Here is a 26,549-nt window from a genome sequence, read left to right on the forward strand (position 1 = left end):
GGCTGCGTGTCATCCGCAGATGACGGCGATCAACATGTAAGCGGTGCCCAGATCCATCACCACATGAGGCACCAGCGCAGCTGTCATCGCCGCCCCGGAGTACGGATTCGATCGAGCGCCGATCGGATGCCCCAGCCAATGGTGTCTGTACCCCGCGCTCACCGCGACGACTACCGCAAGCGCGTCCGCGATGAACAGCGACGCAAGCACGATCGCAGGCCCCTTCGCCGGACCGCCCTGCCCGCCCGCTCCATGCCCAGACATCGCGTACAGCATCGCCACGGCGGCCACCGCGTGATATCCGAGCGCCACCACTCGATCGGCCCGAAGCATTCGGCCATTGTTGTGCCACTCCACGATTCGGCCCACGAGCAGCACCGCGAACACCACGGTCATCGCGGTCAACACCCCGTGCAGCGCGTGCTGATTCGCCTCCGCCGGGAAGACCAGCATGGCAAGCATGACCAGGCACATGATCAGATGCGCGGCATCGGACTCGTGATACGCGCCTACCTCATCGACCGAGCCTGATGAATCTGCCTGCGGCGACGAGTATTCAGCCGCAAACACCGGCGCAGTCAACCGCGCCACCACAATCGCCGACGCGAACAGAAACGCCACAACCACCGTCCACCGCAACGCGGCGTACTCCTGAACGAACTCCGTCACACCTCAACACCTCCCGCCACAGACTGCCCATGCAATGCTCGCATTACACGGGCGATAAGGGTGCCCTTTCCGGCACAGCCGTCAGGCGGAATACTCGCGCAGGATTCGCTTGACTACCTTGCCGGTGGGGTTACGTGGCAGCTCGTCGACGAACAGCACTTCGCCATGAGTGGCGTCGTCCACGCCGAACGCGCTCACCTCCGCCACCGCGGGGATGCGCGGCCAGCAGTTCCTCCACCTCGCCGAGAAAGACGTTCTCGCCACCGGGATAATGCGCAGACGCGAGAGATTGTGTCCGGCACCTAGCCCAGTGCGCGGGTGAATCCCTCGACCAGCTCACCGACCTGCTCGTCGGTCATCACGAACGACGGCGAGATCTGCATGGCGCCCTGACCCGCCGCGCGGCCCGACACACCGTGCGCACGAAGGGTTTTCACCAGTGGCAACCCTTCGGACGGGTCGACCAGCTGGATCGCGGCCACCGCGCCGATGCCGCTACGCACCTCGGCGACGCGCGGATGATCGGCCAACGGCGCGAGCTGCTCATGCAGGCTGGTTTCCAGGCGTTTCGCCTCGTCGAGCAGTCCCTCACGCTCGACAATGTCCAGGTTGGCCATGGCAGCGGCGGCCGCACCGGCGTGGCCGCCGTAGGTGTAGCCGTGCCGCCACCACACGCCACCGCCGAAGAAAGGCTCGGCGATATGCGGCGCGATGAACACCGCACCCATCGGGACATACCCGGACGTGAGCCCCTTCGCGGTGGTCATGAGGTCGGGTTCGAGCCCGAAACGGGTTGAGGCGAACCACGATCCGCCGATGCGGCCGAACCCCGTCACGACCTCGTCGGCGACGAACAGAATCTCGTGATCACGGCAGATCTGCCGAATCTCGGCGAGATACCCTTGCGGCGGCAGATAGATGCCGCCCGCACCGATGATGGGTTCGCAGAAGAAAGCCGCGATACGCTCGGCACCGACCTCCTCGATCAGCGCCAGTAACGCCTTCGGATCGTCCCATTCGATGGTCCTGGCATCGGCGATCAGCTCGCCGTAGCCTTCCCGGTTGACCGGTATACCCGCCAAAGCCGTTCCCGCGACATGCATCCCGTGATAAGCCATCTTGCGGCCGACCACGATCTTCTTGTCCGGACGGCCGAGCTCGTGCCAATATCGCCGGGCCAGCTTCGCGGCAGTATCCACCGAATCCGAGCCACCCGAAGTGAAAAAGACCTTGCTACCGGCGACGGGTGCGATCGACGACAGCCGCTCGGCCAGCTCCGCGGTCGCGGGCTCGACGAAATCGCCGAAGTTCGAATAGTGCGCGATGGTGCGCAACTGCGCGGCGACAGCGTCGGCGATCTCTGCGCGCCCGTGCCCGACATTGGTGAACCACAGCCCCGCCGTCACATCCAGATACCTGGTACCCGCGGCGTCATAGATATACGCGCCCTCCCCGCGCGCGACCACAAACGCACCGTCACGTTCGACGGCACCCATATCTGCGAACCCATGCCATAGCGCACTCATACCGACCACCTTTACCCGATCAACTCGTCCGAAGTCTGCCACCGCTTGCTCATATCACCCAGCGCGGCAATCGCGAGGGCCAGCAATGTGAACGCCACCGCGAGCACCACCAAGCCGATTGTCATCGACAGATATCCCTGCCCGCGCGGATCGATGAACGGGTAGGGATACCAGTTCACCATCGGCCCACGGACAAGGGTGTACGCGCAATAGACGATGGGATAGACCAGCCACCCCGCGATCAGTTTCCCGCTGACCCCGAGAACTACCGGAACGAACACCCAGTCCACGATCATCACGATCGGCATTACCCGATGCAGCACGTCGCCGATCCAGGACGGTTCGACCCCGGTTTCGAGGTGTGTTGCCAGCGCAGCGTCGACGATGCCGGTAATGACGAGATACAGCGTGCTCGCACCACGCACCAATTGCCACCGTCGGCCGAGCGGGTCCAGTAGACCGCCGAGCAACAGCACGCCGACGCCGAGGGCATTCGACTGAATCGTGAAATAGCCGAACTCGTTGGGCAGGGAGTAACCAGCCACGCCGTAACCCCGCACCGGCCCGCCGACTACTGCCACCAAACCGAGCACACCGAACCCGATACGCATGACACGAATCCACCAGGGCGACACCCCAACGGCGTTCACGACGCGGGCCGGCGACTCGCCAGTCCGCCGATGGACGCCACCGCCAGCAGCACGAAGACACCGGTGAGGACCAGCAGACTCGCGTCCCGCACCACCTGCCAGCGCCGGTCGCGCGGGTCACAACCGGCGCCGATCAGGAGCACGATCACGCCGAGCACATTGGACTCGATGGTGAAATAGCTGAAGTAGTTCGCGGCCGAGAAGCCGGATTCACCGATGTTGCGGATCGGTATCCACACCAACGCCAGCACACCCGATACGGCAAAAGCGAAGCGCAGAACCCGAATCCACAGTGGAGCGGCACCGGCGGTCATGCACGGATCGTCGCACATCAGACGCACTACCGGCGGCCAACCGGCACAAGGAAATCCACAGTGTCATGGTGATGACACCGCGTCTGCTCGTCGCTTGCTCGCCACCGCGCACGGTTCGCCACGGACCGCAGGGCGCACAGGTGCGGGGCATAAATGATGCTTTCGCTACGCTGGTAGACGAAATGACCAGGACAGCCGACGTGACTCTCCGCGAGCTTCGTACCCGCCTGGCCACCGTAACCCTCCGCGACGAGCACCGGTTGCGCCGACGCTTGGACCGGGCGCGCGGCGACGATCTCACCACTGTCGCGGCCGAAATCGCGGCGGCCGAGGGCCACATCGAAGCTCGCCGTGCGGCCGTACCCGAAATCCGTTATCCCGAACAGTTACCGGTTTCCGCGCGCCGCGAAGATATCGCCACCGCGATCGCGGAAAACCAGGTCGTCATCGTCGCGGGCGAGACCGGTTCCGGCAAGACCACCCAAATCCCGAAGATCTGCCTGGAACTGGGCCGCGGCATCCGCGGAACGATCGGTCACACCCAACCGCGTCGTCTCGCCGCGCGCACCGTCGCCGAACGCATCGCGGAGGAACTCGACACCGAACTCGGTGACGTCATCGGCTATACGGTGCGCTTCACCGATCAAGCCTCCGACCGTACGCTGGTCAAGCTGATGACCGACGGCATCCTGCTCGCCGAGATCCAGCGCGACCGCCTACTGCGCCGCTACGACACGATCATTATCGACGAGGCACACGAACGTAGCCTCAATATCGACTTCCTGCTCGGATATCTGAAGCAATTGCTGCCGCGCAGACCGGATCTCAAGGTGATCATCACCTCGGCGACCATCGACCCAGAATTGTTCGCGCGGCACTTCAGCGACGAATCCGGCACTCCCGCACCGATTGTCGAGGTGTCGGGGCGTTCCTACCCGGTGGAGATTCGCTACCGGCCCCTGTCGTTGGAACTGCCGGGCACCGCCGATGACGACGAGGACACCCGCGTCGTCGATCGCGACCCGGTCGACGCCATCGTCGACGGGGTCAGGGAGTTGTTCGAGGAGGGCGACGGTGACGTCCTGGTGTTCTTGTCCGGTGAGCGCGAAATCCGCGACGCCGCGGACACGCTGCGCGACCTGAAACTTCCCCGCACCGAGGTCCTGCCGCTGTACGCGCGATTATCGACTGCCGAACAGCATCGGATTTTCACCGCGCATCCCGGCCGTCGCGTGGTGCTGGCCACCAATGTCGCGGAGACCTCGCTTACTGTGCCCGGCATCCGTTACGTCATCGACCCTGGTACCGCCCGCATCTCCCGCTACTCGATGCGCACCAAGGTGCAGCGCCTGCCGATCGAGGAGGTCTCGCAGGCTTCGGCCCGGCAACGTGCCGGCCGCTGTGGCCGTGTCGCCGACGGCATCTGCATCCGGCTGTACTCCGAGGACGACTTCGAATCCCGGCCCGCATTCACCGAACCGGAGATCCTGCGTACCAACCTGGCCGCAGTCATCCTCCAGATGACCGCGCTCGGCCTGGGCGATATCGAGAAGTTTCCCTTCGTCGAGGCACCTGACCGTCGCGCCATCCGCGACGGTATCGCGCTACTCGAGGAACTCGGCGCGCTCACACCACGCACGTCATCGAAACCGGGACGGCGCCATGGCATCTCGGTATCTCGCGGCGAGGTCAATGCACCGGATGAATCCGGGACCGCGCCCGTCGCCGACCAGCACCCCGTCGGCGAGACCGGCGCCGCGCGCCCGGCCTCCGAGGTCGCCGAGCGCGCAGACAACCACTCCCGCGACAACGGCGCGATATCCGAAACCGCTTCCGGTGCGGTTCTGACATTGACTCCGATCGGGCGGGAAATGGCGCAACTGCCCGTCGACCCGCGTATGGCGCGCATGCTGGTCGAGGCGAACCGCAACGGCTGCCTCGCCGACGTGCTGATCATCGTCGCGGCGCTATCGATTCAGGACGTGCGGGAACGCCCCGCCGAACACCAGCAAGCCGCCGACACCAAGCACGCCAGGTTCGTGGTGGAGGGCTCCGATTTCCTTGCTTACCTGCGACTCTGGGAGTACCTGTCCGAGCAGCGCAGGTCGCAGTCGTCCAATCAATTCCGGCGGATGTGCCGGGAGGAGTTCCTGCACTACCTGCGGATCAGGGAATGGCAGGACCTGCACGGACAGCTACGGACCATTACCCGTGGTCTCGGCTGGACGATGCACACAGACGGGGGTACGCAATCAGCGGAGCAGGAGGATCGCACGCAACACCGTGGTGATACTTCTCGGACCGGCAAGGTTTCGCGTCGTGGCAGCGACGGCCCGACACCACACAATCGGACGAACGCGAAGGCCGAAAATCGTACAGGCCGACGGCGATTGAGCCGCGACACAGCCGCCAATGGACCCGGTCTCGCAAGATCGGACCGCGCGCGCAACGATGGCCGGGAAGGCACACCGCTCGCGGCGTCCCTCGAAAGTGACGGCACCCCATGGGATTCCACCGCCGTGCATCAGGCGTTGCTGTCGGGCATGCTGTCGCACATCGGCGTACGTGAGGCCGAATCACGCGAATTCCTCGGTGCCCGCAACGCCAAATTCATGATCTTCCCCGGATCGTCTTTGGCGAAGAAGCCCCCACGGTGGGTGATGGCGGCCGAGCTGGTCGAGACCTCACGGCTGTGGGGACGGATAGCTGCCCGCGTTGAACCGGAATGGGCCGAACGGCTCGCCGGAGATCTGGTGAAGCGCACCTACTCCGAACCACATTGGTCCATCAAGCGCGGCACCGCCCGCGCCTACGAGCGCGTCACTCTCTACGGCATTCCTCTGGTTACCAGCCGGCCGGTCGACTACGGCAGCATTGATCCGGAGCTGTCGCGGGAACTGTTCATCCGACACGCCCTGGTACAGGGCGAATGGCAGACCCGGCACGAATTCTTCCATCGCAACCGCGAATTGCTCGATGACGTAGCCGATCTGGAACATCGGGCCCGTCGCCGTGACATTCTCGTCGACGACGAAGTGCTGTTCGAGTTCTACGATCGGCGTCTGCCCTCCGACATCGTCTCGGTGCGGCATTTCGACAGCTGGTGGCGCACCGCCAAGCGCGAGGATCCCGCACAGCTGGACTTCTCCCCCGACACCGTCGTCAATGCGGGCGCCGCGGCGCTGGATCCGACCGCCTTTCCCGATGCCTGGCGCCAGGGCGAGCTGAGCTTCCCGCTGACCTACCAGTTCGAACCCGGCAACGACGATGACGGCGTCACGGTGCGCATCCCGGTCGAGCAGCTGGCCCATGTCCGGCCCGTCGGCTTCGACTGGCTGGTCCCCGGTATGCGCGATGAGCTGGCTGCGGCATTGATCAAGACCCTGCCGAAGTCATTGCGCCGCACCGTGGTTCCCGCACCCGACTTCGCGGCCGCCGCGCTCGCCGCGCTCACGCCGCGCGCGGAACCGCTGCGCACTGGGCTGGCAAGAGAACTATCGCGACTCGGATCGGTCACCATTACGCCCAACGACCTGAACCTCACGGCGCTGCCGGATCATTTGCGCATGACCTTCACCGCTACCGACACAACCGGCCGCACCCTGGCCAGCGGAAAAAGCCTCGCCCAACTGAAAAAGCAACTGGCCGAGCAGGTTTCCGCGTCCGTCGCCCGCGCAACCGCCGGCGCGGAACGCGCACCCGCCGCCGTTTGGACCTCCGAGTCGCTCGGTACGGTCGAACCCACCGTGCGTCGCGAAGTCGCCGGCCAGACGGTCACCGGCTACCCAGCGCTGGTCCCCGAGGGCGACGGCGTCGCGGTGCGCGTGCTCAGTTCCCCCGCCGAGCAGCGGGCCGCGATGCGCGAAGGGACCCGAGCACTCGTACTCCGCGCAATCCCCACCTCACCGCGCGTGGTGACCGCTGGACTGCCCCCAGCGGATCGGCTGGCGCTGAGCCAGAATCCGTACGGCTCACTGGACGCGCTCGTCGAGGATTGCCGTGCCGCGGCGGCGGATGAGCTCATCGCGGCCGCGGGCGGTCCGGTCCGCAGCCCGGAGCGATTCGATGCTTTGGTCGCTTCTGTACGGCCACAACTCACCCACGCCGTCACCCGTCTCATTCAGCTGGTGGTGCCGGCACTGGCTGCCGCACACCGGCTTTCACGCGCACTCGCCGAATCGACCGACCGCGATATCGCCGACGACGTCCGCAACCAACTCGCCGACCTGATATTCCCTGGCTTCGTCTCCGAATGGGGCAGCACCCGGCTGCGCGAACTGCCGCGCTACCTTCGGGCCGCGACCGTTCGCCTCGAAGCACTCCCCGGATCCGCCGTACGCGACCGCCAAGCCACGGTCGAACTCGACCGCGCCGTGGCCGCCTACGACCGTCTCGTCGCCACTCTGCCGGATAACCGCAAGAATGCCCCCGCCGTCACCGAAATCTGGTGGATGATCGAGGAATTCCGGGTCAGCTTGTTCGCCCAAAAGCTCGGCACTTCCTACCCGGTATCCGCAAAGCGCATCGAGAAAGCGATCGACGCCATTCGACGTTAGGCGGGGTATCAGGTCAGTCCGCGCTGGCCGTCACCGTCGCCTCGTCTCGATGCCTGCGCAGGTCCGCGATCTCCCGCTCGAAATCATCCGCCGAGGTGAATGATCGGTAGACCGATGCGAAGCGCAGGTAGGCGACCTCGTCGAGATCGCGTAGTGGACCCAGAATGGCCAGTCCGACCTCGTGGCTGGGCACCTCGGGCGAGCCGGTAGCCCGCACCGCGTCTTCCACCTGCTGTGCCAGCAGGTTCAGGGCGTCCTCGGCGACCTCACGTCCCTGACAGGCACGTCGCACGCCACGAATAACCTTCTCGCGACTGAACGGCTCGGTGACACCACTACGTTTGACAACGGACAGAATCGCTGTCTCGACCGTGGTGAACCGCCGCCCACACTGCGGACAAGAACGGCGGCGACGGATAGCCGCGCCTTCCTCGGCCTCACGCGAGTCGACGACCCGTGAGTCAGGGTGTCGGCAGTACGGGCAATGCATCCGGGAGATCCTTCGTCGATGCGCGCGCTCGCGTCCGGTCCGGGGCTCCGATCGGGGTGACCATTCCGGCGAGCACGTGTACAGGGGTCTAGACCGATACCTCCATAGCACTTCGAGGATACTCGGGCCGCAGTAGGGCTCTTCCTCCGCGTCACTCGCCGATCTGCCACTGAGTGGTCATGTCCGCAATCAGTTCGGGCAGTCGCTGGATCATCCGGCCGTGGGCGAGCTTGTTCCAGAACGACTCACCGAGCACCGCTGCCGCGAACGGCGGATCGCTTTCCATATCGATGTGGCGCGGCACCAGGTCACCGGTGATGTAGGTCCATCGAGTATCCCGATCGGCCCAATTGAAATCGGGCAGTGGGGTACGCAGCGCCAGAGTTCGCCCGGCAACATCGGCACGCACGGTCGCCGGTGCGAAAACCCCGGGCGCCCGAACTCCCGGAACCGCGGGTTTACCAGCCACCGTAGTGACGTAGGTAAGCACCCGGCCGATAGTGCCGCGCCCTGCCGACGTCGCATCCCACTGATCGGCGATGATGCGATTCTGCTCGCGATCGGTCATCCGGACCAGCGCTTCCTCGTACCCGCCCCGCGTATGCGAGTCGATCGACTGCCAGGCCGCATGGATATCCGCATCGATCACCCCGGCGGCGTACATCTCGTCGATCCCCGGCATCCCCAGTGCGACATACGCTTCGTGCATCGGCACCAGGTCGGTGAAGATGTGCTTCTGCATAATCATCAGCCGAGTTTGATACCAGGCCACATCCTCGGCGCTGAGCCGCGAACCCTCGGTCGCCAGCAGCCTGATGTCCGCGGGAACCTTCCGCACCAATTCCTCTGGCGTACAGCGCAACAGGTCGGCTACTGCACCGCCGAGTTGATGAATGCCCGACACATCGAGCACAGCGCCGATATCGCTGAGGTCGAAGAAACCCGAGGCAAACGAGCCACCGGCGATGCCGGCCAACCCGGCCCACCAGAACTCCGGATGCTGGTTGGCCAGCCGGAAATAGTTCACGTACACCTGACTGAAGGTGTTCTGGTTGGCCCGGACACCGCGCGCTGGATCCCAGGCCGCGAGGTCGATAGCCGCATTGCGCGTGGCGACCACCAACCAATATTGGTGTAGCAAGGTGGCATACCGTTGCGGCGCGACGCCATCGGCCCTGGCCTGGTCCAGCGCCTCACGCAAGATCGATTCATCCAGCGGAACAACCGGATTCAGGCCACCCCCCGCCGCTCCGTCACCGTTTAGCGTGGGCACATCCAGATACGCCTCATAGGTTGGCGCGGCAGCAGCCACCGGGATCGCGCTGAGCCCCAAGAGGAAGCAGGCCAGCAGCCCGATCATCCGGACCAGAAGGTGGGCCGAGCGGCCGGTCCCGCCGAGTCGATCGGCGGTACTGCGTCGTGCCGTCGTGCGGGATCTTCGAACAATGCTGAAATGCGTCATCGCGTGGAATCCTGTTGCCTGGGTCACGTTTTCAGCACAGTAACAACATGTTCTAGTTTGCGATCAATAAATTCGGCCACCATTCACGACCGTTCGATCGACAGGAACCACCACAGCGACGAGCCCTAGCGCGGTGCCATCATCCCCCGAGACCCGGAACCGCCGACCGATCGACGCCCTGCTGTTCGACCACCGCGGGCGTTGTCGTCGACCCACGGTTATCGAATGTGCCTGCCCGCCAATGAGCCAACCCGATCAACGCCGCCATAATCAACGCACTCAACAGTGCCGACACCGCAAGCACTGCTAACCCGACCTGCGCCCGCTCGACCATCTCCGCCGGGTGCGAACCCTGCGCCCGCCGCAACGCCGGAGTACGCACCCGGCCGCGCCCGTACAGCGCCGACGCATCAACCGGCCGGTTCCCGGGTGGGCGACGATCCACCGAGGATCGCCGCGCCGAGAGCACCCCTCGCGCCTCGGCACGGCTCGGACGAACCGCGCGCGGAATCGAATCGAAGGCGAGATCGGCGTCGCCTTCACCGGATTCGAACGCGTCCGCCTCGCGGATCGTGTTGATATCGCTGATCGCTGTACTCATCGGACAAACCTCCGTGGTGGGCTGCTGGCTGGAGACTCGATGCGGCTCGCTATTCGATCACATGTTCGAAAACGCTTGTCCTCGATTTCTACCACGCCGCACCGGCAAAGTCAGCAGAAACGCCCGACATGCCTCGAACAGATGTTTGATACATCGCCACGACCGGACTAGATTCGTAAGACGAAATCAACGACAGGCGAAGGGCGGTTGCGGTGAGCCACATAGACGACACGGGCGACGAGAGCGTAGGAGGCTCAGCCCCGTCCGGGGGCGGGGCGGATCTCACCGTGCGTCAGCGCAAGGTACTGGAGGTCATCCGCACCTCGGTGAGCGAACGCGGCTACCCGCCGAGCATTCGAGAGATCGGCGATGCTGTCGGCCTGACCTCCACCTCGTCGGTCGCCCACCAGCTCCGGTCCCTGGAGCGCAAGGGCTTTCTCCGGCGCGACCCGAACCGCCCACGCGCCGTGGATGTTCGAGGTCTCGACGAAGCCGTCCGCGCGGTGACGAGCCTGTCCTCGACCGAAGAAGCCAACTCCGACAGGCCGGTCCCGACTTTCGTCCCGGTGCTCGGCCGAATCGCGGCGGGTGGTCCGATCCTCGCAGAGCAGGCCGTGGAAGATGTCTTCCCGCTGCCGCGTGAATTGGTCGGCGACGGATCGCTGTTCCTGCTCAAGGTCGTGGGTGAGTCGATGATCGACGCCGCGATCTGCGACGGCGACTGGGTGGTCGTGCGTCAGCAGAACGTCGCCGACAACGGCGATATCGTGGCCGCGATGATCGAAGGCGAAGCAACGGTGAAAACCTTCAAACGCACCGGCAAGAATGTCTGGCTGATGCCACACAACCCACTGTTCGAGCCAATCCCAGGAAATGACGCCCGGATCCTCGGCAAGGTCGTCACGGTCATCCGCAAGGTCTGATCAACTGACGTGTACTGCGGTGCGCGGCCGCATGGCTCGCGCACCGCAACGCATGTTCCCCTAACCGGTGCTCGACAGTATGGGCCATAACTCGCCGCTACGACTTCACCGCAACGAATTGCGCAAGAGACCCGTTACATTCGAACTCATCTCGGCGCAGTCCCGCGTCCGCGAGCCAGCCCTGGAGTTCCTCAGCGGTGCTCGCCGGACCGAATACCCCCACAGTTGCCAGCGCCTGAATCTGACGGTCGTAGCGTGTAGCAACACCCGCCACCACACAACTGCCGGCCAGCGTGCCGCCGGGGCGCAGAACTCGCGCGAGTGACGCGATCGCCGCACCTGGATCGGGCATGCAGTGCAGACCGGCGAACGTCACCACCAGGTCGAATTCGTCGTCGCTGAAGGGCAGGTCAACAACATCCGCGCGAACGTACTCGACGCCGGGCACACCGTGCCGCTCAGCGATGCGGCGGGCCGCGGACAGTTGGTCGTCGGAAATATCGGCCGCGACATAGCGAACCTTCTGCACCGGATCAAGACGCCGCAGGGTGACCCCGCCACCAACCGGGAGATCCAAAACCGATGCGCCGCCGGGAATCTCGTTGACAATGTCCATAGCCGCGTACATCAGGTCCGTATCGCAGCCCCACATCGCTCGGCCCGCGCGCCGGGCAATCGCTGGGCGGTCGAGAACCGCGTCATACACTCGGGCACCGATCGCGCCGAAAACCGGGTTCCGCCAAACCTGCCTGACGTCAACCATATTCACTCCCGAAGTGCGCGCCGGTCACCGCAATCGCATGGTCAGTGTAGTCCTGGATACGCGGAAAGCCCCCAACAGTGTTGGGGGCTTTCGCGAATGATGTTCCGGCGGTGTCCTACTCTCCCACACCCTGTCGAGTGCAGTACCATCGGCGCTGGCAGGCTTAGCTTCCGGGTTCGGAATGGGACCGGGCGTTTCCCTGCCGCTATGGCCGCCGTAACTCTATGAAACTATCCACACCCGCAGCATCAGTACCCCACCCCGATAGATTCCTCTATCGGAAGGATCAACTTGATACTGCAGTGTCTGTGTGTTGTTTCAGATACTGCACAGTGGACGCGTAGCTTCTTTGTTGGTAAGTCCTCGGCCGATTAGTACCAGTCACCTACACCCGTTACCGGGCTTCCAGTTCTGGCCTATCAACCCCATGGTCTGTGGGGGGCCTTAACCACTCGAAGGTGGTGAGAAACCTCATCTTGGAACAGGCTTCCCGCTTAGATGCTTTCAGCGGTTATCCCTTCCGAACGTAGCTAACCAGCAGTGCTCCTGGCGGAACAACTGGCACACCAGAGGTTCGTCCGTCCCGGTCCTCTCGTACTAGGGACAGCCTTCCTCAAGTTTCTTAACGCGCGCGGCGGATAGAGACCGAACTGTCTCACGACGTTCTAAACCCAGCTCGCGTGCCGCTTTAATGGGCGAACAGCCCAACCCTTGGGACCTACTCCAGCCCCAGGATGCGACGAGCCGACATCGAGGTGCCAAACCATCCCGTCGATATGGACTCTTGGGGAAGATCAGCCTGTTATCCCCGGGGTACCTTTTATCCGTTGAGCGACACCGCTTCCACTTGCCGGTGCCGGATCACTAGTCCCGACTTTCGTCCCTGCTCGAGCTGTCGCTCTCACAGTCAAGCTCCCTTGTGCACTTGCACTCGACACCTGATTGCCAACCAGGCTGAGGGAACCTTTGGGCGCCTCCGTTACATTTTAGGAGGCAACCGCCCCAGTTAAACTACCCACCAGGCACTGTCCCTGAACCAGATCATGGTCCGAGGTTAGAGGTCCAATACGATCAGAGTGGTATTTCAACGACGACTCCACACACACTAGCGTGCATGCTTCACAGTCTCCCACCTATCCTACACAAACCGTACCGAACACCAATACCAAGCTATAGTGAAGGTCCCGGGGTCTTTTCGTCCTGCCGCGCGTAACGAGCATCTTTACTCGTAATGCAATTTCGCCGAGTCTGTGGTTGAGACAGCAGAGAAGTCGTTACGCCATTCGTGCAGGTCGGAACTTACCCGACAAGGAATTTCGCTACCTTAGGATGGTTATAGTTACCACCGCCGTTTACCGGGGCTTAAATTCTCAGCTTCGCCACCCAAGGGCAGCTAACCGGTCCTCTTAACCTTCCGGCACCGGGCAGGCGTCAGTCCGTATACATCGTCTTACGACTTCGCACGGACCTGTGTTTTTAGTAAACAGTCGCTTCTCTCTGGTCTCTGCGACCCAACCCAGCTCCAGAAGTAAATTCCATCACCAGATCGGGTCCCCCTTCTCCCGAAGTTACGGGGGCATTTTGCCGAGTTCCTTAACCACAGTTCTCTCGATCGCCTTAGTATTCTCTACCTGACCACCTGTGTCGGTTTGGGGTACGGGCCGTGCACCAACTCACTAGAGGCTTTTCTCGGCAGCATAGGATCACTGAATTCGCCTCAATCGGCTACGCATCACCTCTCAGGCTTATGCAACACGGATTTACCTATGTTGCGCCCTACAGGCTTACACCAGTACAACCACTGACTGGCCCAGCTACCTTCCTGCGTCACCCCATCGCTTGACTACTACCAGCCGGGGTCTCGTGCATCCCCTCACCCGAGACCCGAAGGTCTTCTCGGAGGTTCAGGACAATTAGCACAACTGATTCATCATGGGCGCGGATACACGGGTACGGGAATATCAACCCGTTGTCCATCGACTACGCCTGTCGGCCTCGCCTTAGGTCCCGACTCACCCTGGGCGGATTAACCTGGCCCAGGAACCCTTGGTCATTCGGCGGACGAGTTTCTCACTCGTCTTTCGCTACTCATGCCTGCATTCTCACTCGCATAGCCTCCACGACTGGATCACTCCGCCGCTTCCCTGGCTACACGACGCTCCCCTACCCATCCACACCACTGGATAATCTCCCGCAGAAGAAAATCGGTGTTACGCGTGAATGCCGCGGCTTCGGCGGTGTACTTGAGCCCCGCTACATTGTCGGCGCAGGATCACTTGACCAGTGAGCTATTACGCACTCTTTCAAGGGTGGCTGCTTCTAAGCCAACCTCCTGGTTGTCTTCGCGACCCCACATCCTTTTCCACTTAGTACACGCTTAGGGGCCTTAGCCGGCGATCTGGGCTGTTTCCCTCTCGACTACGAAGCTTATCCCCCGCAGTCTCACTGCCACGCTCTCACACACCGGCATTCGGAGTTTGGCTGATTTCGGTAAGCTTGTAGGCCCCCTAGACCATCCAGTAGCTCTACCTCCGGCGTGAAACACGTGACGCTGCACCTAAATGCATTTCGGGGAGAACCAGCTATCACGGAGTTTGATTGGCCTTTCACCCCTACCCACAACTCATCCCCTCAGTTTTCAACCTAAGTGGGTTCGGGCCTCCACGACGTCTTACCGTCGCTTCACCCTGGCCATGGGTAGATCACTCCGCTTCGGGTCTAGAACACGCGACTGAAAACGCCCTATTCGGACTCGCTTTCGCTACGGCTACCCCACACGGGTTAACCTCGCCACATGCCACTAACTCGCAGGCTCATTCTTCAAAAGGCACGCCATCACCCACCACAGTAAACTGTGCACAAGCTCTGACGGATTGTAAGCGCACGGTTTCAGGTACTATTTCACTCCCCTCCCGGGGTACTTTTCACCTTTCCCTCACGGTACTAGTCCGCTATCGGTCACCAGGGAGTATTCAGGCTTACCGGGTGGTCCCGGCAGATTCACAGCAGATTTCACGGGCCCGCTGCTACTCGGGTACTCACTACAAGAGAGAACACGTTTTCGTCTACCGGACTCTCACCGTCTACGGCAGGCCATCCCAGACCACTTCGACTAACGCATTCTTTTCTGACTCCCGCTCAGTCCGGCAGAACCAAGAAAATGAGCCCCACAACCCCAAAAACGCAACGCCTGCCGGCTATCACACGCTCCTGGTTTAGCCTCTTCCGCTTTCGCTCGCCACTACTCACGGAATCACTATTGTTTTCTCTTCCTGTGGGTACTGAGATGTTTCACTTCCCCACGTTCCCTCCACACACCCTATATATTCAGATGCGGGTAACACGACATCACTCGTGCTGGGTTTCCCCATTCGGAAATCCTCGGATCTCAGCTCGGTTGACAGCTCCCCGAGGCTTATCGCAGCCTCCTACGTCCTTCATCGGCTCCTGGTGCCAAGGCATCCACCGTACGCTCTTAAACACTTACTAACAAAGATGCTCGCGTCCACTGTGCAGTTCTCAAACAACACACCCACACCGAATCACAATTCCAAGACCAAACGCGAACTACCGTTCCCGCGGTATCAAGGAGATCCGAGCGGATCGTATTTTTTGCCTCGAAAGAAACACTCGCGTGTTCTTTCAGGACCCAACAGTGTGCCGATATATTCACCGCGACCAACCACACAGGATCGATCGAAAACGATAAAACTTGTCAGTGTTCCACCCATGAGCTCCAGCCGGACTACATACGAGTCCGAAACTGTCTCTGACGCGGTCGAGGACGACTCTTCGAACCGACCAGCGTAGAAATGCTCCTTAGAAAGGAGGTGATCCAGCCGCACCTTCCGGTACGGCTACCTTGTTACGACTTCGTCCCAATCGCCAATCCCACCTTCGACGGCTCCCTCCACAAGGGTTAGGCCACCGGCTTCGGGTGTTACCGACTTTCATGACGTGACGGGCGGTGTGTACAAGGCCCGGGAACGTATTCACCGCAGCGTTGCTGATCTGCGATTACTAGCGACTCCAACTTCACGGGGTCGAGTTGCAGACCCCGATCCGAACTGAGACCAGCTTTAAGGGATTCGCTCCACCTCACGGTCTCGCAGCCCTCTGTACTGGCCATTGTAGCATGTGTGAAGCCCTGGACATAAGGGGCATGATGACTTGACGTCGTCCCCACCTTCCTCCGAGTTGACCCCGGCAGTCTCTCACGAGTCCCCGCCATTACGCGCTGGCAACATAAGATAAGGGTTGCGCTCGTTGCGGGACTTAACCCAACATCTCACGACACGAGCTGACGACAGCCATGCACCACCTGTACACCAACCACAAGGGGGCACCTATCTCTAGGTGTTTCTGGTGTATGTCAAACCCAGGTAAGGTTCTTCGCGTTGCATCGAATTAATCCACATGCTCCGCCGCTTGTGCGGGCCCCCGTCAATTCCTTTGAGTTTTAGCCTTGCGGCCGTACTCCCCAGGCGGGGTACTTAATGCGTTAGCTACGGCACGGATCCCGTGGAAGGAAACCCACACCTAGTACCCACCGTTTACGGCGTGGACTACCAGGGTATCTAATCCTGTTCGCTACCCACGCTTTCGCTTCTCAGCGTCAGTTACTTCCCAGAGACCCGCCTTCGCCACCGGTGTTCCTCCTGATATCTGCGCATTTCACCGCTACACCAGGAATTCCAGTCTCCCCTGAAGTACTCAAGTCTGCCCGTATCGCCCGCAAGCTTGGGGTTGAGCCCCAAGTTTTCACGGACGACGCGACAAACCGCCTACAAGCTCTTTACGCCCAGTAATTCCGGACAACGCTCGCACCCTACGTATTACCGCGGCTGCTGGCACGTAGTTGGCCGGTGCTTCTTCTACAGGTACCGTCACTCACGCTTCGTCCCTGTCGAAAGAGGTTTACAACCCGAAGGCCGTCATCCCTCACGCGGCGTCGCTGCATCAGGCTTTCGCCCATTGTGCAATATTCCCCACTGCTGCCTCCCGTAGGAGTCTGGGCCGTGTCTCAGTCCCAGTGTGGCCGGTCACCCTCTCAGGTCGGCTACCCGTCGTCGCCTTGGTAGGCCATTACCCCACCAACAAGCTGATAGGCCGCGGGCCCATCTCACACCGATAAATCTTTCCACCACAAACCATGCGATCCGTGGTCATATCCGGTATTAGACCCAGTTTCCCAAGCTTATCCCGAAGTGCGAGGCAGATCACCCACGTGTTACTCACCCGTTCGCCGCTCGTGTACCCCGAAAGGCCTTACCGCTCGACTTGCATGTGTTAAGCACGCCGCCAGCGTTCGTCCTGAGCCAGGATCAAACTCTCCGTTGAAGACTCTCGAAACACCCCAAAAAGGAGCGAATCAGAAATATCTAAACTAGAGTCCGAAAACCCAGCAAAACAAAACGCCAGCAAAAAACTTTGCTGACTAAATGTCCGACCCACCCAAACGGGGGTTTGAGGAGCCGGAACCAATAAAAATTGGCACTGACATTCATCGACACACTATTGAGTTCTCAAAGAACACACGCACAAACCACCGCCCAGAAAACTCTGATTGATCGGTGAGGCAGTTATTCAAGCTTAGCTCATTCATGAATCCGAACAAAATCGAACCCAGATTGAACCTGCGTTGCGGCCAGGCGCTCCTCGTCCTACCTCGTTTCCCAGGCCCTCCGCTCAGCGTTTCCGCTCAGCTTCTCGGCTCCGGGTCGGTGTCCGTGTCGCTCTGACTTGAAGAACATTACGTGACGCTTTGGCGAATTTGCAAATCGCCTGATAGCCGGGGGTTTTGCGCACAAATCGACACCGCACCGATCGGCATCGCATCAGATCCTGGCCGCTCCTCATCATTGACACGCATGGACACTCGCCTACATTTCGAAGGTGAGCGTTGTCGGCGGAGTCCGGTGACGATTTCAAGACCCTGGCCGATCCGACTCGGCGAGCATTCCTCGACGAGCTGGCCGATCGGATAGTCAGACGCTGTTAGAGCTCTGCGCCAGCGCACCATGAAGCACGGGCTCTCCTCGTCCCGCCAGGCCGTATCCCAGTACCTCGACGTGCCGGCGCCCGCCGGCGCGGTCAGTACCGCAGAGAAGGCCGATACCAGTTCCACCACCTGAATCGCGAACCATTACGACATCTCACCGACCGCTGGCTCTTGGAGGAATGATGATTCGAGTCTTGGATGACACCTGCGGCAACATCATCGTGATCGCCCAAAAGAACGCCTGACGAAGCTCCCCCGGACATGGAGGAAGACCAAGTTCTCGGCGTTTGGTACGCGGCCTACGGTTCGAATATGCACCTGTCCCGGCTGCGGTGCTATCTCGCAGGTGGCACCCCCGAGGGCGGCGCACTGCGGTTGCCGGGCTGCCGCAACCCGGCCGACCCACGGCGTTCCGTCCCGATATTGCTGCCCGGACAACTGTATTTCGCGACGGAATCACTCGTCTGGACCGGCGGTCGCGCCTTCCTCGATCCCGACGCTCCCGGTGAAACCGCCTCGCGCGCTTACCTTCTCACCACAGCTCAGTTCTCCGACATCGCCGCACAAGAGATGTACCGGGCGCCGGGCGCCGACCTGGATCTCACCGAGGCGATAAGCATCGGCCGCGCCACGCTCGGCCCCGGCCGCTACGAAACACTGGTGTGCGCGGGTAACCACGACGGCTATCCCATCCTCACCTTTACCGCACCGTGGCACAGCGCCGACGTCCCCGGCAACCCTCCATCGGCCGCCTATCTCCGTCACCTGAGCGCAGGCATAGTCGAATCACATGGATGGACCATCGAACAGATCGCCGTCTACTTGGCGCGCTGCCCCGGCGCGCGTATCGGCTGGACAGCGGCGTCGATCGTCGAGTTGCTGTCTTCTTGAACGCTCTGAGCGATGACAAACCTGTCGGGCAACCGGAACTGCCAGATGATCATCGCCAGGACTTCAGCGGCCGCGCTCGAGCCGCCTCGGACACCATGGCGGCGAGGCTCCGCGGCCACGATTCCCTGGACCTGGTCTGCGACGCGAACGAACTCCACCCGATGGCGTACATCACCGTCGACTGGAGTTCGAAATCGCTTGCGATCAGGACAGTTTCAGTGACCGCCCGATGATTTCCTTCATGATCTCGGTGGTGCCGCCGTAGATGGTTTGGACGCGAGCGTCCATGTACGCCTTTGCGATCGGGTATTCCTTCATGTAGCCGTAGCCGCCGTGCAGTTGGAGACAGCGGTTGATGAGGTCGATCTGTTCCTCGGTGCTCCACCATTTCGCCATGGCGGCGTCCTCGACCGACAGCTTGCCCGCGTTCAGGTCTTCGATGAAGCGGTCGACGAGGACGCGGACGGCGGTGGTCTTGGTGGCCAGTTCCGCGAGAACGAAGCGGGTGTTCTGCTGAGCGCCGATGGGCTTGCCGAATGCCTTACGATCGCGGACATATTGGATGGTCATGTCGAGGCACGCCTCCATGGCGGCGGCCGCCATGACCGCGATGGACATGCGCTCCTGCGGGAGGTTCTGCATCAAGTGAATGAACCCCATGCCCTCGGTGCCGAGCAGGTTCTTGCCGGGCACCCGGACATCCGTGAAGCTGAGTTCCGCGGTGTCCTGGGCCTTGAGGCCGAGCTTGTCGAGGTTGCGGCCACGTTCGAAGCCCGGCATGCCGCGCTCGACGACGAGCAGGCTGAAGCCCATGGCCCCCTTGTCGGGGTCGGTTTGCGCGACGACGATGACAATGTCGGAGTTGATGCCGTTGGTGATGAAGGTCTTCGCGCCGTTGATGATCCAGTCGTCACCATCCTTGACCGCGCGGGTCTTGATGCCCTGCAGGTCGGATCCGGTACCCGGCTCGGTCATTGCGATGGCGGTAATGATCTCGCCGGAGCAAAAGCCCGGCAACCAGCGGCCCTTCTGCTCGTTGTTGGCGAGCTCGAGCAGATACGGCGCGATCACATCGTTGTGCAGGGCGAAACCGAGGCCCGAGTACTGGCCTTTGACGCTCTCCTCGGTGACGACCGCGTTATAGCGGAAGTCCTTGACCCCGCCGCCACCGAACTCCTCCGGTACGGCCATGCCGAGGAATCCCTGCTTACCGGCTTCGAGCCAAACAGCCCGATCGACAAGGCCCTGCTCTTCCCACTTCGCGTGGTTCGGCGCGACGTGCTGATCGAGAAACTTGCGGAACGACTCCCGGAACAAATCGTGTTCGGGTTCGAAAATCGTGCGCTCCACACCAACCTCCTTGTGACCACACCGGCCGGTCCACACCGACCCGTCATTGCCACATACGGTACCCGGAATGAGAACCGCTGTTCACTTCACATTCGACAATGGTCGTCTCACCTGGACTGGCGACATCAATTTTTGCAGCCGATCGAGATTCGTGACAAACGCTCGGGCTCGGGCAAAGACCGCTGACATCCTTTTCGGCAAGGACTGTTCGGGCGTGGACGAATGCTGGCCGTACACATCGGCCGGCCGCAGGTCGCGGCTAGTCGCTATATCACGACAGTGACGGAGTCACTGGGCACACTGAAGCAGCGTCGATCGAGCCGACGCGGGGAACTACAGGAAACATCGCACCGCTGGCAGCACAATGTCGCTCGACCCGCCGCATGCCCTGTTTCGATAGGGCGAGTCGAGAGCGGGCGGATCGTACGGAAAAACGGGCCCGTCAGCGCTTCAACAGACCTCGCAGTCGACCGAACAGAGTCCGTCCGGAGTCGCGCTCACGCTCGGCGAAGAGGAAGTTCATCTCCTCCTCCAGCTCCTTGCGCACCACGTCGCGCAATTCCACTGCGGCAGCGTGCTTATCGTCGGCATCGCGCCACGGGGCCGGGTCGATCGGGGCACCCGCGGAGAAGTAGAACCGCTCGGGTCGCGGCAACACGGTCGGGCCGACACCACGAATCAGCGGCGGGGTGAGATCCCTGCTGAGTCCAAGCCCTTCCACAGCCCAGCGCAGTGGGCGCAACACCGGGTGATCGCCGTCGAAAACGATGTCGTAGGCATCGTCGACACCGATCATCGCCACCGGCACAATCGGAGCGCCCGCCTCGATCGCTATTCGGGCGAAACCGCTGCGCCCCCGCCATTTCAGGGCATACTTTTCGTTCTTGCGGCGCACCGCCTCCCGGCCACCACCGGGGAACACGATCACCGCCTCACCACGAGCCAAGAGCGCCAGGCAGTTGCTCCGGCTTCCGCGAACCGCACCGAAATGATGCAGGATGTCACGCAGGCCGGGAACAGCGATCAGCACATTCTCGGCGAGCCCGCGGATCAGCCTGCCGCGGCGGCGCAGAATCTCCGGCAGCAATAGAGGCGCGTCGATACCGCCCATCAGGTTGTGATTGCCGACCAGCAAGACCGGGCCCTCGGTAGGAATATTCTCCAGCCCATAGAAGCGCGGACTGGTCCATGCACGTAGCGGCGCCAGCAGGGTGTCGAGTACCCGCAGGTCGGTGTCGGTCAGCGAAACCGACAGTGGCGCACCGTCACTAAGCACGGGATCGGCGGGCAACGAAGTACCGGATGGCCGATCAGCGGAATCGGCCGAACCGGAGTGGTCGTGCGACATGGAACCCTCCTGATGTCGATTCGACGACGATAGCGTAACGAAATCGACTGTGTGGCACCGAATATGCGACGCGCACGCCCCAGCGCCACCATCCGGCGACCAACGGGGGGCGCACGCTTGCACAACGGCGTAATGAGCGTTACGTCACACGCCCGCGACGCTCACCCCTGTGGCCGGTCGTCCGCCCCTGAATAGCCATCGTTCTCCGGATCAGCGGAACTACCGGCGTGCGCATACTGCGAGAGCGCGGCCGCGAGCGCATGTGGCACCCGCGCACGGACCCGGGTGCCGCCCTCCTCATGGCTGGAGGTGACGATCCGGCCGTCCGCGTGAATGCGGGCGAGCAGGTCACCCCGGGTATAGGGCAGCAGCACGCTGATCTCGACATCGAGTCCGCCGAGCACCTCACCCAGCCGCGACCGCAGTTCCTCGACGCCGGCACCGGTGTGCGCGGACACGTACGAGGCATCGGGCAGCATCGCCCACAATCGGGCGAGCTCGACGGGGTCGACCGCGTCGATCTTGTTGACCACCAACAGTTCCGGCGGTGCTGCCGACCCGGATTCCTTGATCACATCGGTGATCACCTCGCGGACCGCCTTGATCTGCTCGGCGGGCAGCGGGTCGGAGCCGTCGACGACATGCAGCAGCAAATCGGCGCCGGTGACCTCCTCGAGGGTGGACCGGAACGCCTCAACCAGCTGAGTCGGCAGATGCCGCACGAAACCGACGGTGTCGGTGAATACGACCTCGCGACCGTCGTCCAGACCCGCCCGGCGGGTAGTCGGATCCAGGGTGGCGAACAGCGCGTCCTGCACGAGCAACCCGGCACCGGTCAGCGCGTTCATCAGGCTGGACTTGCCCGCGTTCGTGTAGCCGACGATCGCCACCGACGGGATCCCGCTGGAGTTGCGGCGGGCCCGTTTGGTGTCACGTGCCGTCTTCATCTCGCGAATTTCGCGGCGCAGCTTGGCCATTCGCTCACGAATACGACGGCGATCGGTTTCGATCTTGGTCTCACCGGGGCCACGCAGGCCCACACCACCATTGCTGCCTGCGCGACCACCGGCCTGCCGGGACATGGACTCACCCCAGCCGCGCAGTCGCGGCAGCATGTATTCCATTTGGGCGAGCGCGACCTGCGCCTTGCCCTCGCTCGAGGTGGCGTGCTGGGCGAAGATGTCCAGGATCAGGGCGGTCCGGTCGATAACCTTGACCTTGACGACCTTCTCCAGCGCGGTTAGCTGCGCGGGGGTCAGTTCACCGTCACAGATCACGGTGTCCGCGCCGGTCTCCAGCACGACGGCGCGCAACTCCTCGGCCTTGCCCGAACCGATGTAGGTGGCGGGATCCGGCTTGTCACGACGCTGGATGAGCCCTTCGAGCACCTCCGAACCCGCCGTCTCGGCGAGCGCGGCCAGTTCGGCCATGCTCGCCTCGGCCTGCACCGAGCTGCCGGAGGTCCAGACACCGACCAGCACCACTCGTTCCAGTCGCAGCTGTCGGTACTCGACCTCGGTGATGTCGGTGAGTTCGGTGGAAAGACCCGCGACACGGCGCAACGAACTGCGGTCCTGCAGCTGCATCTCACCGACCGTTGGATCCGCGGACTTCGAGTCCCGGGTCCAGCCCGACCGCGCCATCCGCGCGCGATGCTCGGCCACTACGTCGCCGGTGTCCTCGAAGGTCGCGTCATCGGCGGCCTCGGTGAAGTCGTTCTCGTTGGCTGCCTGCGTGAATTCATACGTCTCTTGTTTCGTCATACAGGATCCATGATCCCACGATGTACCGACACGGCGCATCCGAGTTTTGCGGCGCGGCGCCGCACGGTCTTCCTCAGAGCCCCTGCCACCAGCCTGCGGCGATACGCCCGGAGGCGACGAGCACGGAGGGGCCGCGCAATTGAGCGAATCCGCCCGCGAGGGTGACGGTGACCATACCGCCGGGAATACGAACCCGTACCTCGCCGCTGTCGGTGCCGATCTCATAGCCCGCGTCGGCCAGTACCGCGGCCGCCGCCGCGACGGTTCCTGTTCCGCAGGATCGGGTTTCGCCGACACCGCGTTCATAGACGCGCATGTCGACGGAATTGTCGGCACCGGGTGCGGTCACGATCTCGACGTTGACGCCGTGCTGGAACAAGTCCGGGTCATATCCCGGGGGGACCGTGAGATCGAGCTTGGCCAGCGCGTCGACCGACAGGCCTGGGTCGACACACGCCAGGTGCGGGTTGCCCACGTCGATGCCGATTCCAGGCATCGACCACCCCGCGATGGTCGCGGTCGACGGACCCAGCTCGCGCACAACGCCCATGTCGACAGTGACCTCACCGTTGACCGCATCGGCGGCGTGCACGATCACCGGCCGCGCCCCGGCCCGGCTGCCGACCACGAACTCCGTGCTCGACTCCAGACCGTTTGCCGCCAGGTAGTGCGCGAATACCCGGACACCATTGCCGCACATCTCGGCGATCGAGCCGTCGGCGTTGCGGTAGTCCATGAACCAGTCCGTGGCATCGACGCCATCCGGGAGTTCGGTAAGAACCCCCTGGTCGCGTAGTGCGCCCGCGCGTGCCACGCGCAGCACCCCGTCCGCGCCGAGGCCACGCTGGCGATCACACAGCGCGGCGACCCGCTGCTCGGTCAGCTCGAGCCGGACCTCCGGATCGGGCAGCACCACGAAATCGTTCTGGGTGCCGTGCCCCTTCGAGAATTCGATGTCGGCCACGTTCTTGTTCTCCCTCTTCGTCTGTGCTCCCAGCCCACTCGGCGTGTCCGTCATCTGAGAAACGTTCGACGCTGGCGGGAAATTTCGTACAACGCGACCGCGGCGGCCGACGGCGCACCCAATGAGCTGGCAGTGCCGCCCATCGGGATGTAGACCATGTCGTCACACGCCTGTTGCCAGGCCGTGCTCATACCACTGGTCTCGTTGCCGATCACCAATATTGTTGCCTCGGTGAGATCGTGATCGAATACCGCGCTCGCCCCGACTTCGTCGGTGCCGACAATTCGGGTGGGAATGCCACGCTGCACCTGACGATCACGAAATGCGAGTACCTGCGCGGCGCCCGCGACACGAAACACCGGCATGGCGAACAGTGAGCCGGTGGATGCCCGCACGGCTTGCGGGTCGTACTGGTCGGCGCCGTGGCCGGTCACGATTACGGCGTCGGCACCGAACGCGTCCGCCGAGCGAATCAGAGTGCCGAGGTTGCCCGGCGAGTTGGGGCGATCGAATACCACGATGAGCGGCGGTCGGCGCTCGCCGGGTTCCCCGGGTTCGAAGTTATCGAGCTCCGACTTACGAGCGACCGCGACCGCCACCAATTCCGGTGTTCCGGTGGCCTTTTCGCCGATATCTGCCATCAGTTCCGGCACGAGTCCGACCTGCGGTACCGCGCTGGTGTCGAGCAACTCTCGCGCCCAGCTCGACAATTCGGGTCCACCGAGCCGATAGAGCATGGTCTCCAATGGCCAGCCGTTGGCGATTGCCTGGGAGATCGGGCGCACGCCCTGCACGAGGAAGCGCCGGTCACGATGACGCTTGGTGCGATTGGTCAGGTATGCCTGCCAGACCTGAAACGAGGCGTTACGGGTACTCATTCGTCGTGTCACTGGGCAGTCCGTTCTGTCGCCCGGTCGGCGCGTGCGTTGTCGAGCAGCGAAATGGTCGTTTCGACGAGGTCGGGATGGGCGCCATCCATCCAGTGAACGCGGGGGTCGCGGCGAAACCACGACCGCTGCCGCCGGACGTAGCGCCGGGTGCCGATCAGGGTGCGCTCACGCGCGTGATCGAGGTCGTATTCGTCATCCAGGTAGGACAGGACTTGCGCATAACCGATGGCTCGGCGCGCGGTGACCCCCGCACGAAGACCGTGCTCGATCAGGCCGCGAACTTCTTCGACGAGCCCGGCCTCGAACATCAGCGCGGTGCGCTGTTCGATGCGCGCGTCCAATGCTGCGGTCTCACGGTCCACGCCGATGATGGTGGTGTTCCAGCGGGGTGTGCCGATGGTCGGGGCCGACGCCGCGAAGGGACGTCCGGTGAGTTCGACAACCTCGAGTGCGCGCACCATTCGGCGGCCGTCAGTGGGCAGGATCGTCGCGGCCGCGGCCGGATCGGCGGCACGCAATGCCTCGTGCACCGCGCCTGCGCCCTGCTCGGCCAGTAGCTTTTCCCACCGCGCCCGCACCCCGGGATCGGTGGCCGGGAACTCCCAATTGTCCAGCAGTGCTTGGACATACATCATGGAGCCACCGACAATGATCGGTGTGCGCTCGCGTGCCATGATCGCGTTCACGTCGGCGCTTGCCGCGGCCTGATAGGCGGCGACGGTCGCGGTCTCGGTGACATCGAGAACGTCGAGTTGGTGGTGCGGGATACCGCGTCGCTCGGCGGGTGCGAGTTTGGCGGTACCGACATCCATGCCGCGATAGAGCTGCATGGCGTCGATGTTCACGATCTCGCCCTCGAATCGCTCGGCGAGGTCGAGGCCGAGATCCGATTTGCCGGTGGCGGTGGGGCCGACCACTGCAATCGGGGTGATCGGATTCTTCACGACACGTCACCGCGCCCCGGACGCCACACACTCACCTGGTATCCGACGCCGAAGGGCGCGTCCTGATACAGCGTTTCGACGAGCGGGTCGTGCGGGTCGACGGAGAACAGCCCAGCCAGCACCTGATAGGCGGCACGGCCGGATATCGCGAGATCGGCGCACAGCGCAGGGTCGAGGCCGATCAACCCCGCTCGGTCGCCGGCAGCGAGCGCGCGATCGAGGTCGTCCTGGACAGCGGCCGCGCGCGAATCCAGATATCCGGGCGAAGTGGTGGACAGGGTTGCCGCGCCGTCGGCGACCACCAGCACGCCGAGCGGCTCATGCGGGCGATCGAGGATGGTGCGCAATTCGGCGCCGACCTCGACGCAGCGGTCGGTCGGCGTATCCGCGGCAATGATCCGCGCCGAGGCGACCGCCGCCGGGGCGACCTGCGCGCGTAGCCAC

18 protein-coding genes, 3 rRNA genes and 1 pseudogene are annotated in these 26,549 nt (G+C 62.9%); 3 read left to right on the top strand and 19 right to left on the bottom strand.

Annotated features, from left to right (window positions below):
* Window positions 1–9: 9 nt before the first annotated feature.
* From LKE06_RS26480 to LKE06_RS26495, 5 genes and pseudogenes are all read right to left on the bottom strand, one after another.
* Window positions 10–669, bottom strand: a complete 660-nt coding sequence (locus LKE06_RS26480; protein ID WP_228002079.1) for a DUF5134 domain-containing protein — start codon at window positions 667–669, stop codon at window positions 10–12.
* 81 nt (window positions 670–750) lie between these two features.
* Window positions 751–934: pseudogene (locus LKE06_RS33365) on the bottom strand (AMP-binding enzyme); the annotation flags it as partial.
* Window positions 935–971: 37 nt separating this feature from the next.
* A complete protein-coding gene (locus tag LKE06_RS26485) occupies window positions 972–2,195 on the bottom strand; it encodes an aminotransferase family protein (RefSeq protein WP_228002080.1) in 1,224 nt (407 codons plus the stop codon).
* 11 nt (window positions 2,196–2,206) lie between these two features.
* Window positions 2,207–2,806: a Pr6Pr family membrane protein gene (locus LKE06_RS26490; RefSeq protein ID WP_228002081.1), complete on the bottom strand. Its 600-nt coding sequence runs from the start codon at window positions 2,804–2,806 to the stop codon at window positions 2,207–2,209.
* Window positions 2,807–2,841: 35 nt separating this feature from the next.
* Window positions 2,842–3,159, bottom strand: coding sequence for a hypothetical protein (locus LKE06_RS26495; RefSeq protein ID WP_228002082.1), 318 nt, complete (start codon window positions 3,157–3,159; stop codon window positions 2,842–2,844).
* 182 nt (window positions 3,160–3,341) lie between these two features.
* On the opposite strand from LKE06_RS26495, the gene hrpA reads away from it, so the two are divergent.
* On the top strand, window positions 3,342–7,715 hold the full coding sequence (hrpA, locus tag LKE06_RS26500; RefSeq protein ID WP_228002083.1) for an ATP-dependent RNA helicase HrpA: 4,374 nt from the start codon (window positions 3,342–3,344) through the stop codon (window positions 7,713–7,715).
* A gap of 13 nt (window positions 7,716–7,728) precedes the next feature.
* Here hrpA and nrdR read toward each other — a convergent pair whose 3' ends face one another.
* The 3 genes from nrdR to LKE06_RS26515 form a co-directional block, all read right to left on the bottom strand.
* On the bottom strand, window positions 7,729–8,205 hold the full coding sequence (gene nrdR / locus LKE06_RS26505) for a transcriptional regulator NrdR (RefSeq protein ID WP_228002085.1): 477 nt from the start codon (window positions 8,203–8,205) through the stop codon (window positions 7,729–7,731).
* A 151-nt stretch (window positions 8,206–8,356) separates the two neighbouring features.
* A complete protein-coding gene (locus LKE06_RS26510; protein ID WP_228002087.1) occupies window positions 8,357–9,694 on the bottom strand; it encodes a hypothetical protein in 1,338 nt (445 codons plus the stop codon).
* A gap of 112 nt (window positions 9,695–9,806) precedes the next feature.
* A complete protein-coding gene (locus tag LKE06_RS26515; protein ID WP_228002088.1) occupies window positions 9,807–10,268 on the bottom strand; it encodes a hypothetical protein in 462 nt (153 codons plus the stop codon).
* A 221-nt stretch (window positions 10,269–10,489) separates the two neighbouring features.
* Here LKE06_RS26515 and lexA point away from each other — a divergent pair, with 221 nt between their 5' ends.
* Window positions 10,490–11,191, top strand: a complete 702-nt coding sequence (gene lexA / locus LKE06_RS26520; protein WP_228002105.1) for a transcriptional repressor LexA — start codon at window positions 10,490–10,492, stop codon at window positions 11,189–11,191.
* A gap of 97 nt (window positions 11,192–11,288) precedes the next feature.
* Here the strand turns inward: lexA and LKE06_RS26525 are convergent, their stop codons facing one another.
* From LKE06_RS26525 to LKE06_RS26540, 4 genes are all read right to left on the bottom strand, one after another.
* Window positions 11,289–11,954, bottom strand: coding sequence for a class I SAM-dependent methyltransferase (locus tag LKE06_RS26525; protein ID WP_228002089.1), 666 nt, complete (start codon window positions 11,952–11,954; stop codon window positions 11,289–11,291).
* A gap of 102 nt (window positions 11,955–12,056) precedes the next feature.
* Window positions 12,057–12,173, bottom strand: a 5S ribosomal RNA gene (gene rrf / locus LKE06_RS26530).
* Between the two features lie 132 nt (window positions 12,174–12,305).
* Window positions 12,306–15,443, bottom strand: a 23S ribosomal RNA gene (locus LKE06_RS26535).
* Window positions 15,444–15,777: 334 nt separating this feature from the next.
* Window positions 15,778–17,294 (bottom strand): 16S ribosomal RNA (locus LKE06_RS26540).
* Together the 16S, 23S and 5S rRNA genes form the textbook arrangement of a ribosomal RNA operon.
* 922 nt (window positions 17,295–18,216) lie before the next feature.
* Here LKE06_RS26540 and LKE06_RS26550 point away from each other — a divergent pair.
* Window positions 18,217–18,846 (top strand): histone deacetylase, encoded by a 630-nt coding sequence (locus LKE06_RS26550; protein ID WP_228002090.1) that lies wholly within the window; start codon window positions 18,217–18,219, stop codon window positions 18,844–18,846.
* Window positions 18,847–19,050: 204 nt separating this feature from the next.
* Here the strand turns inward: LKE06_RS26550 and LKE06_RS26555 are convergent, their stop codons facing one another.
* The 7 genes from LKE06_RS26555 to LKE06_RS26585 all read right to left on the bottom strand — a co-directional run.
* Complete coding sequence (locus LKE06_RS26555; RefSeq protein WP_228002091.1) at window positions 19,051–20,196, bottom strand: acyl-CoA dehydrogenase family protein; 1,146 nt, start codon at window positions 20,194–20,196, stop codon at window positions 19,051–19,053.
* 442 nt (window positions 20,197–20,638) lie between these two features.
* Window positions 20,639–21,544 (bottom strand): lysophospholipid acyltransferase family protein, encoded by a 906-nt coding sequence (locus LKE06_RS26560; protein WP_228002092.1) that lies wholly within the window; start codon window positions 21,542–21,544, stop codon window positions 20,639–20,641.
* A 161-nt stretch (window positions 21,545–21,705) separates the two neighbouring features.
* Window positions 21,706–23,187: a GTPase HflX gene (gene hflX / locus LKE06_RS26565; protein ID WP_228002106.1), complete on the bottom strand. Its 1,482-nt coding sequence runs from the start codon at window positions 23,185–23,187 to the stop codon at window positions 21,706–21,708.
* 193 nt (window positions 23,188–23,380) lie between these two features.
* Window positions 23,381–24,262, bottom strand: coding sequence for a diaminopimelate epimerase (dapF, locus tag LKE06_RS26570; protein WP_228002107.1), 882 nt, complete (start codon window positions 24,260–24,262; stop codon window positions 23,381–23,383).
* 59 nt (window positions 24,263–24,321) lie between these two features.
* The gene (locus LKE06_RS26575; RefSeq protein ID WP_228002093.1) at window positions 24,322–25,149 is read right to left on the bottom strand and encodes a TrmH family RNA methyltransferase; all 828 of its coding nucleotides are present in this window, start codon (window positions 25,147–25,149) and stop codon (window positions 24,322–24,324) included.
* 8 nt (window positions 25,150–25,157) lie between these two features.
* Window positions 25,158–26,105: a tRNA (adenosine(37)-N6)-dimethylallyltransferase MiaA gene (gene miaA, locus LKE06_RS26580; RefSeq protein WP_228002094.1), complete on the bottom strand. Its 948-nt coding sequence runs from the start codon at window positions 26,103–26,105 to the stop codon at window positions 25,158–25,160.
* A partial coding sequence (locus LKE06_RS26585; protein ID WP_504788216.1) for a class III extradiol ring-cleavage dioxygenase family protein occupies window positions 26,102–26,549 on the bottom strand: 448 nt, incomplete at its 5' end. The genes miaA and LKE06_RS26585, both read right to left, overlap by 4 nt.

The sequence above is a fragment of the Nocardia australiensis genome (assembly GCF_020733705.1).
Taxonomy (GTDB): Bacteria; Actinomycetota; Actinomycetes; order Mycobacteriales; family Mycobacteriaceae; genus Nocardia; species Nocardia australiensis.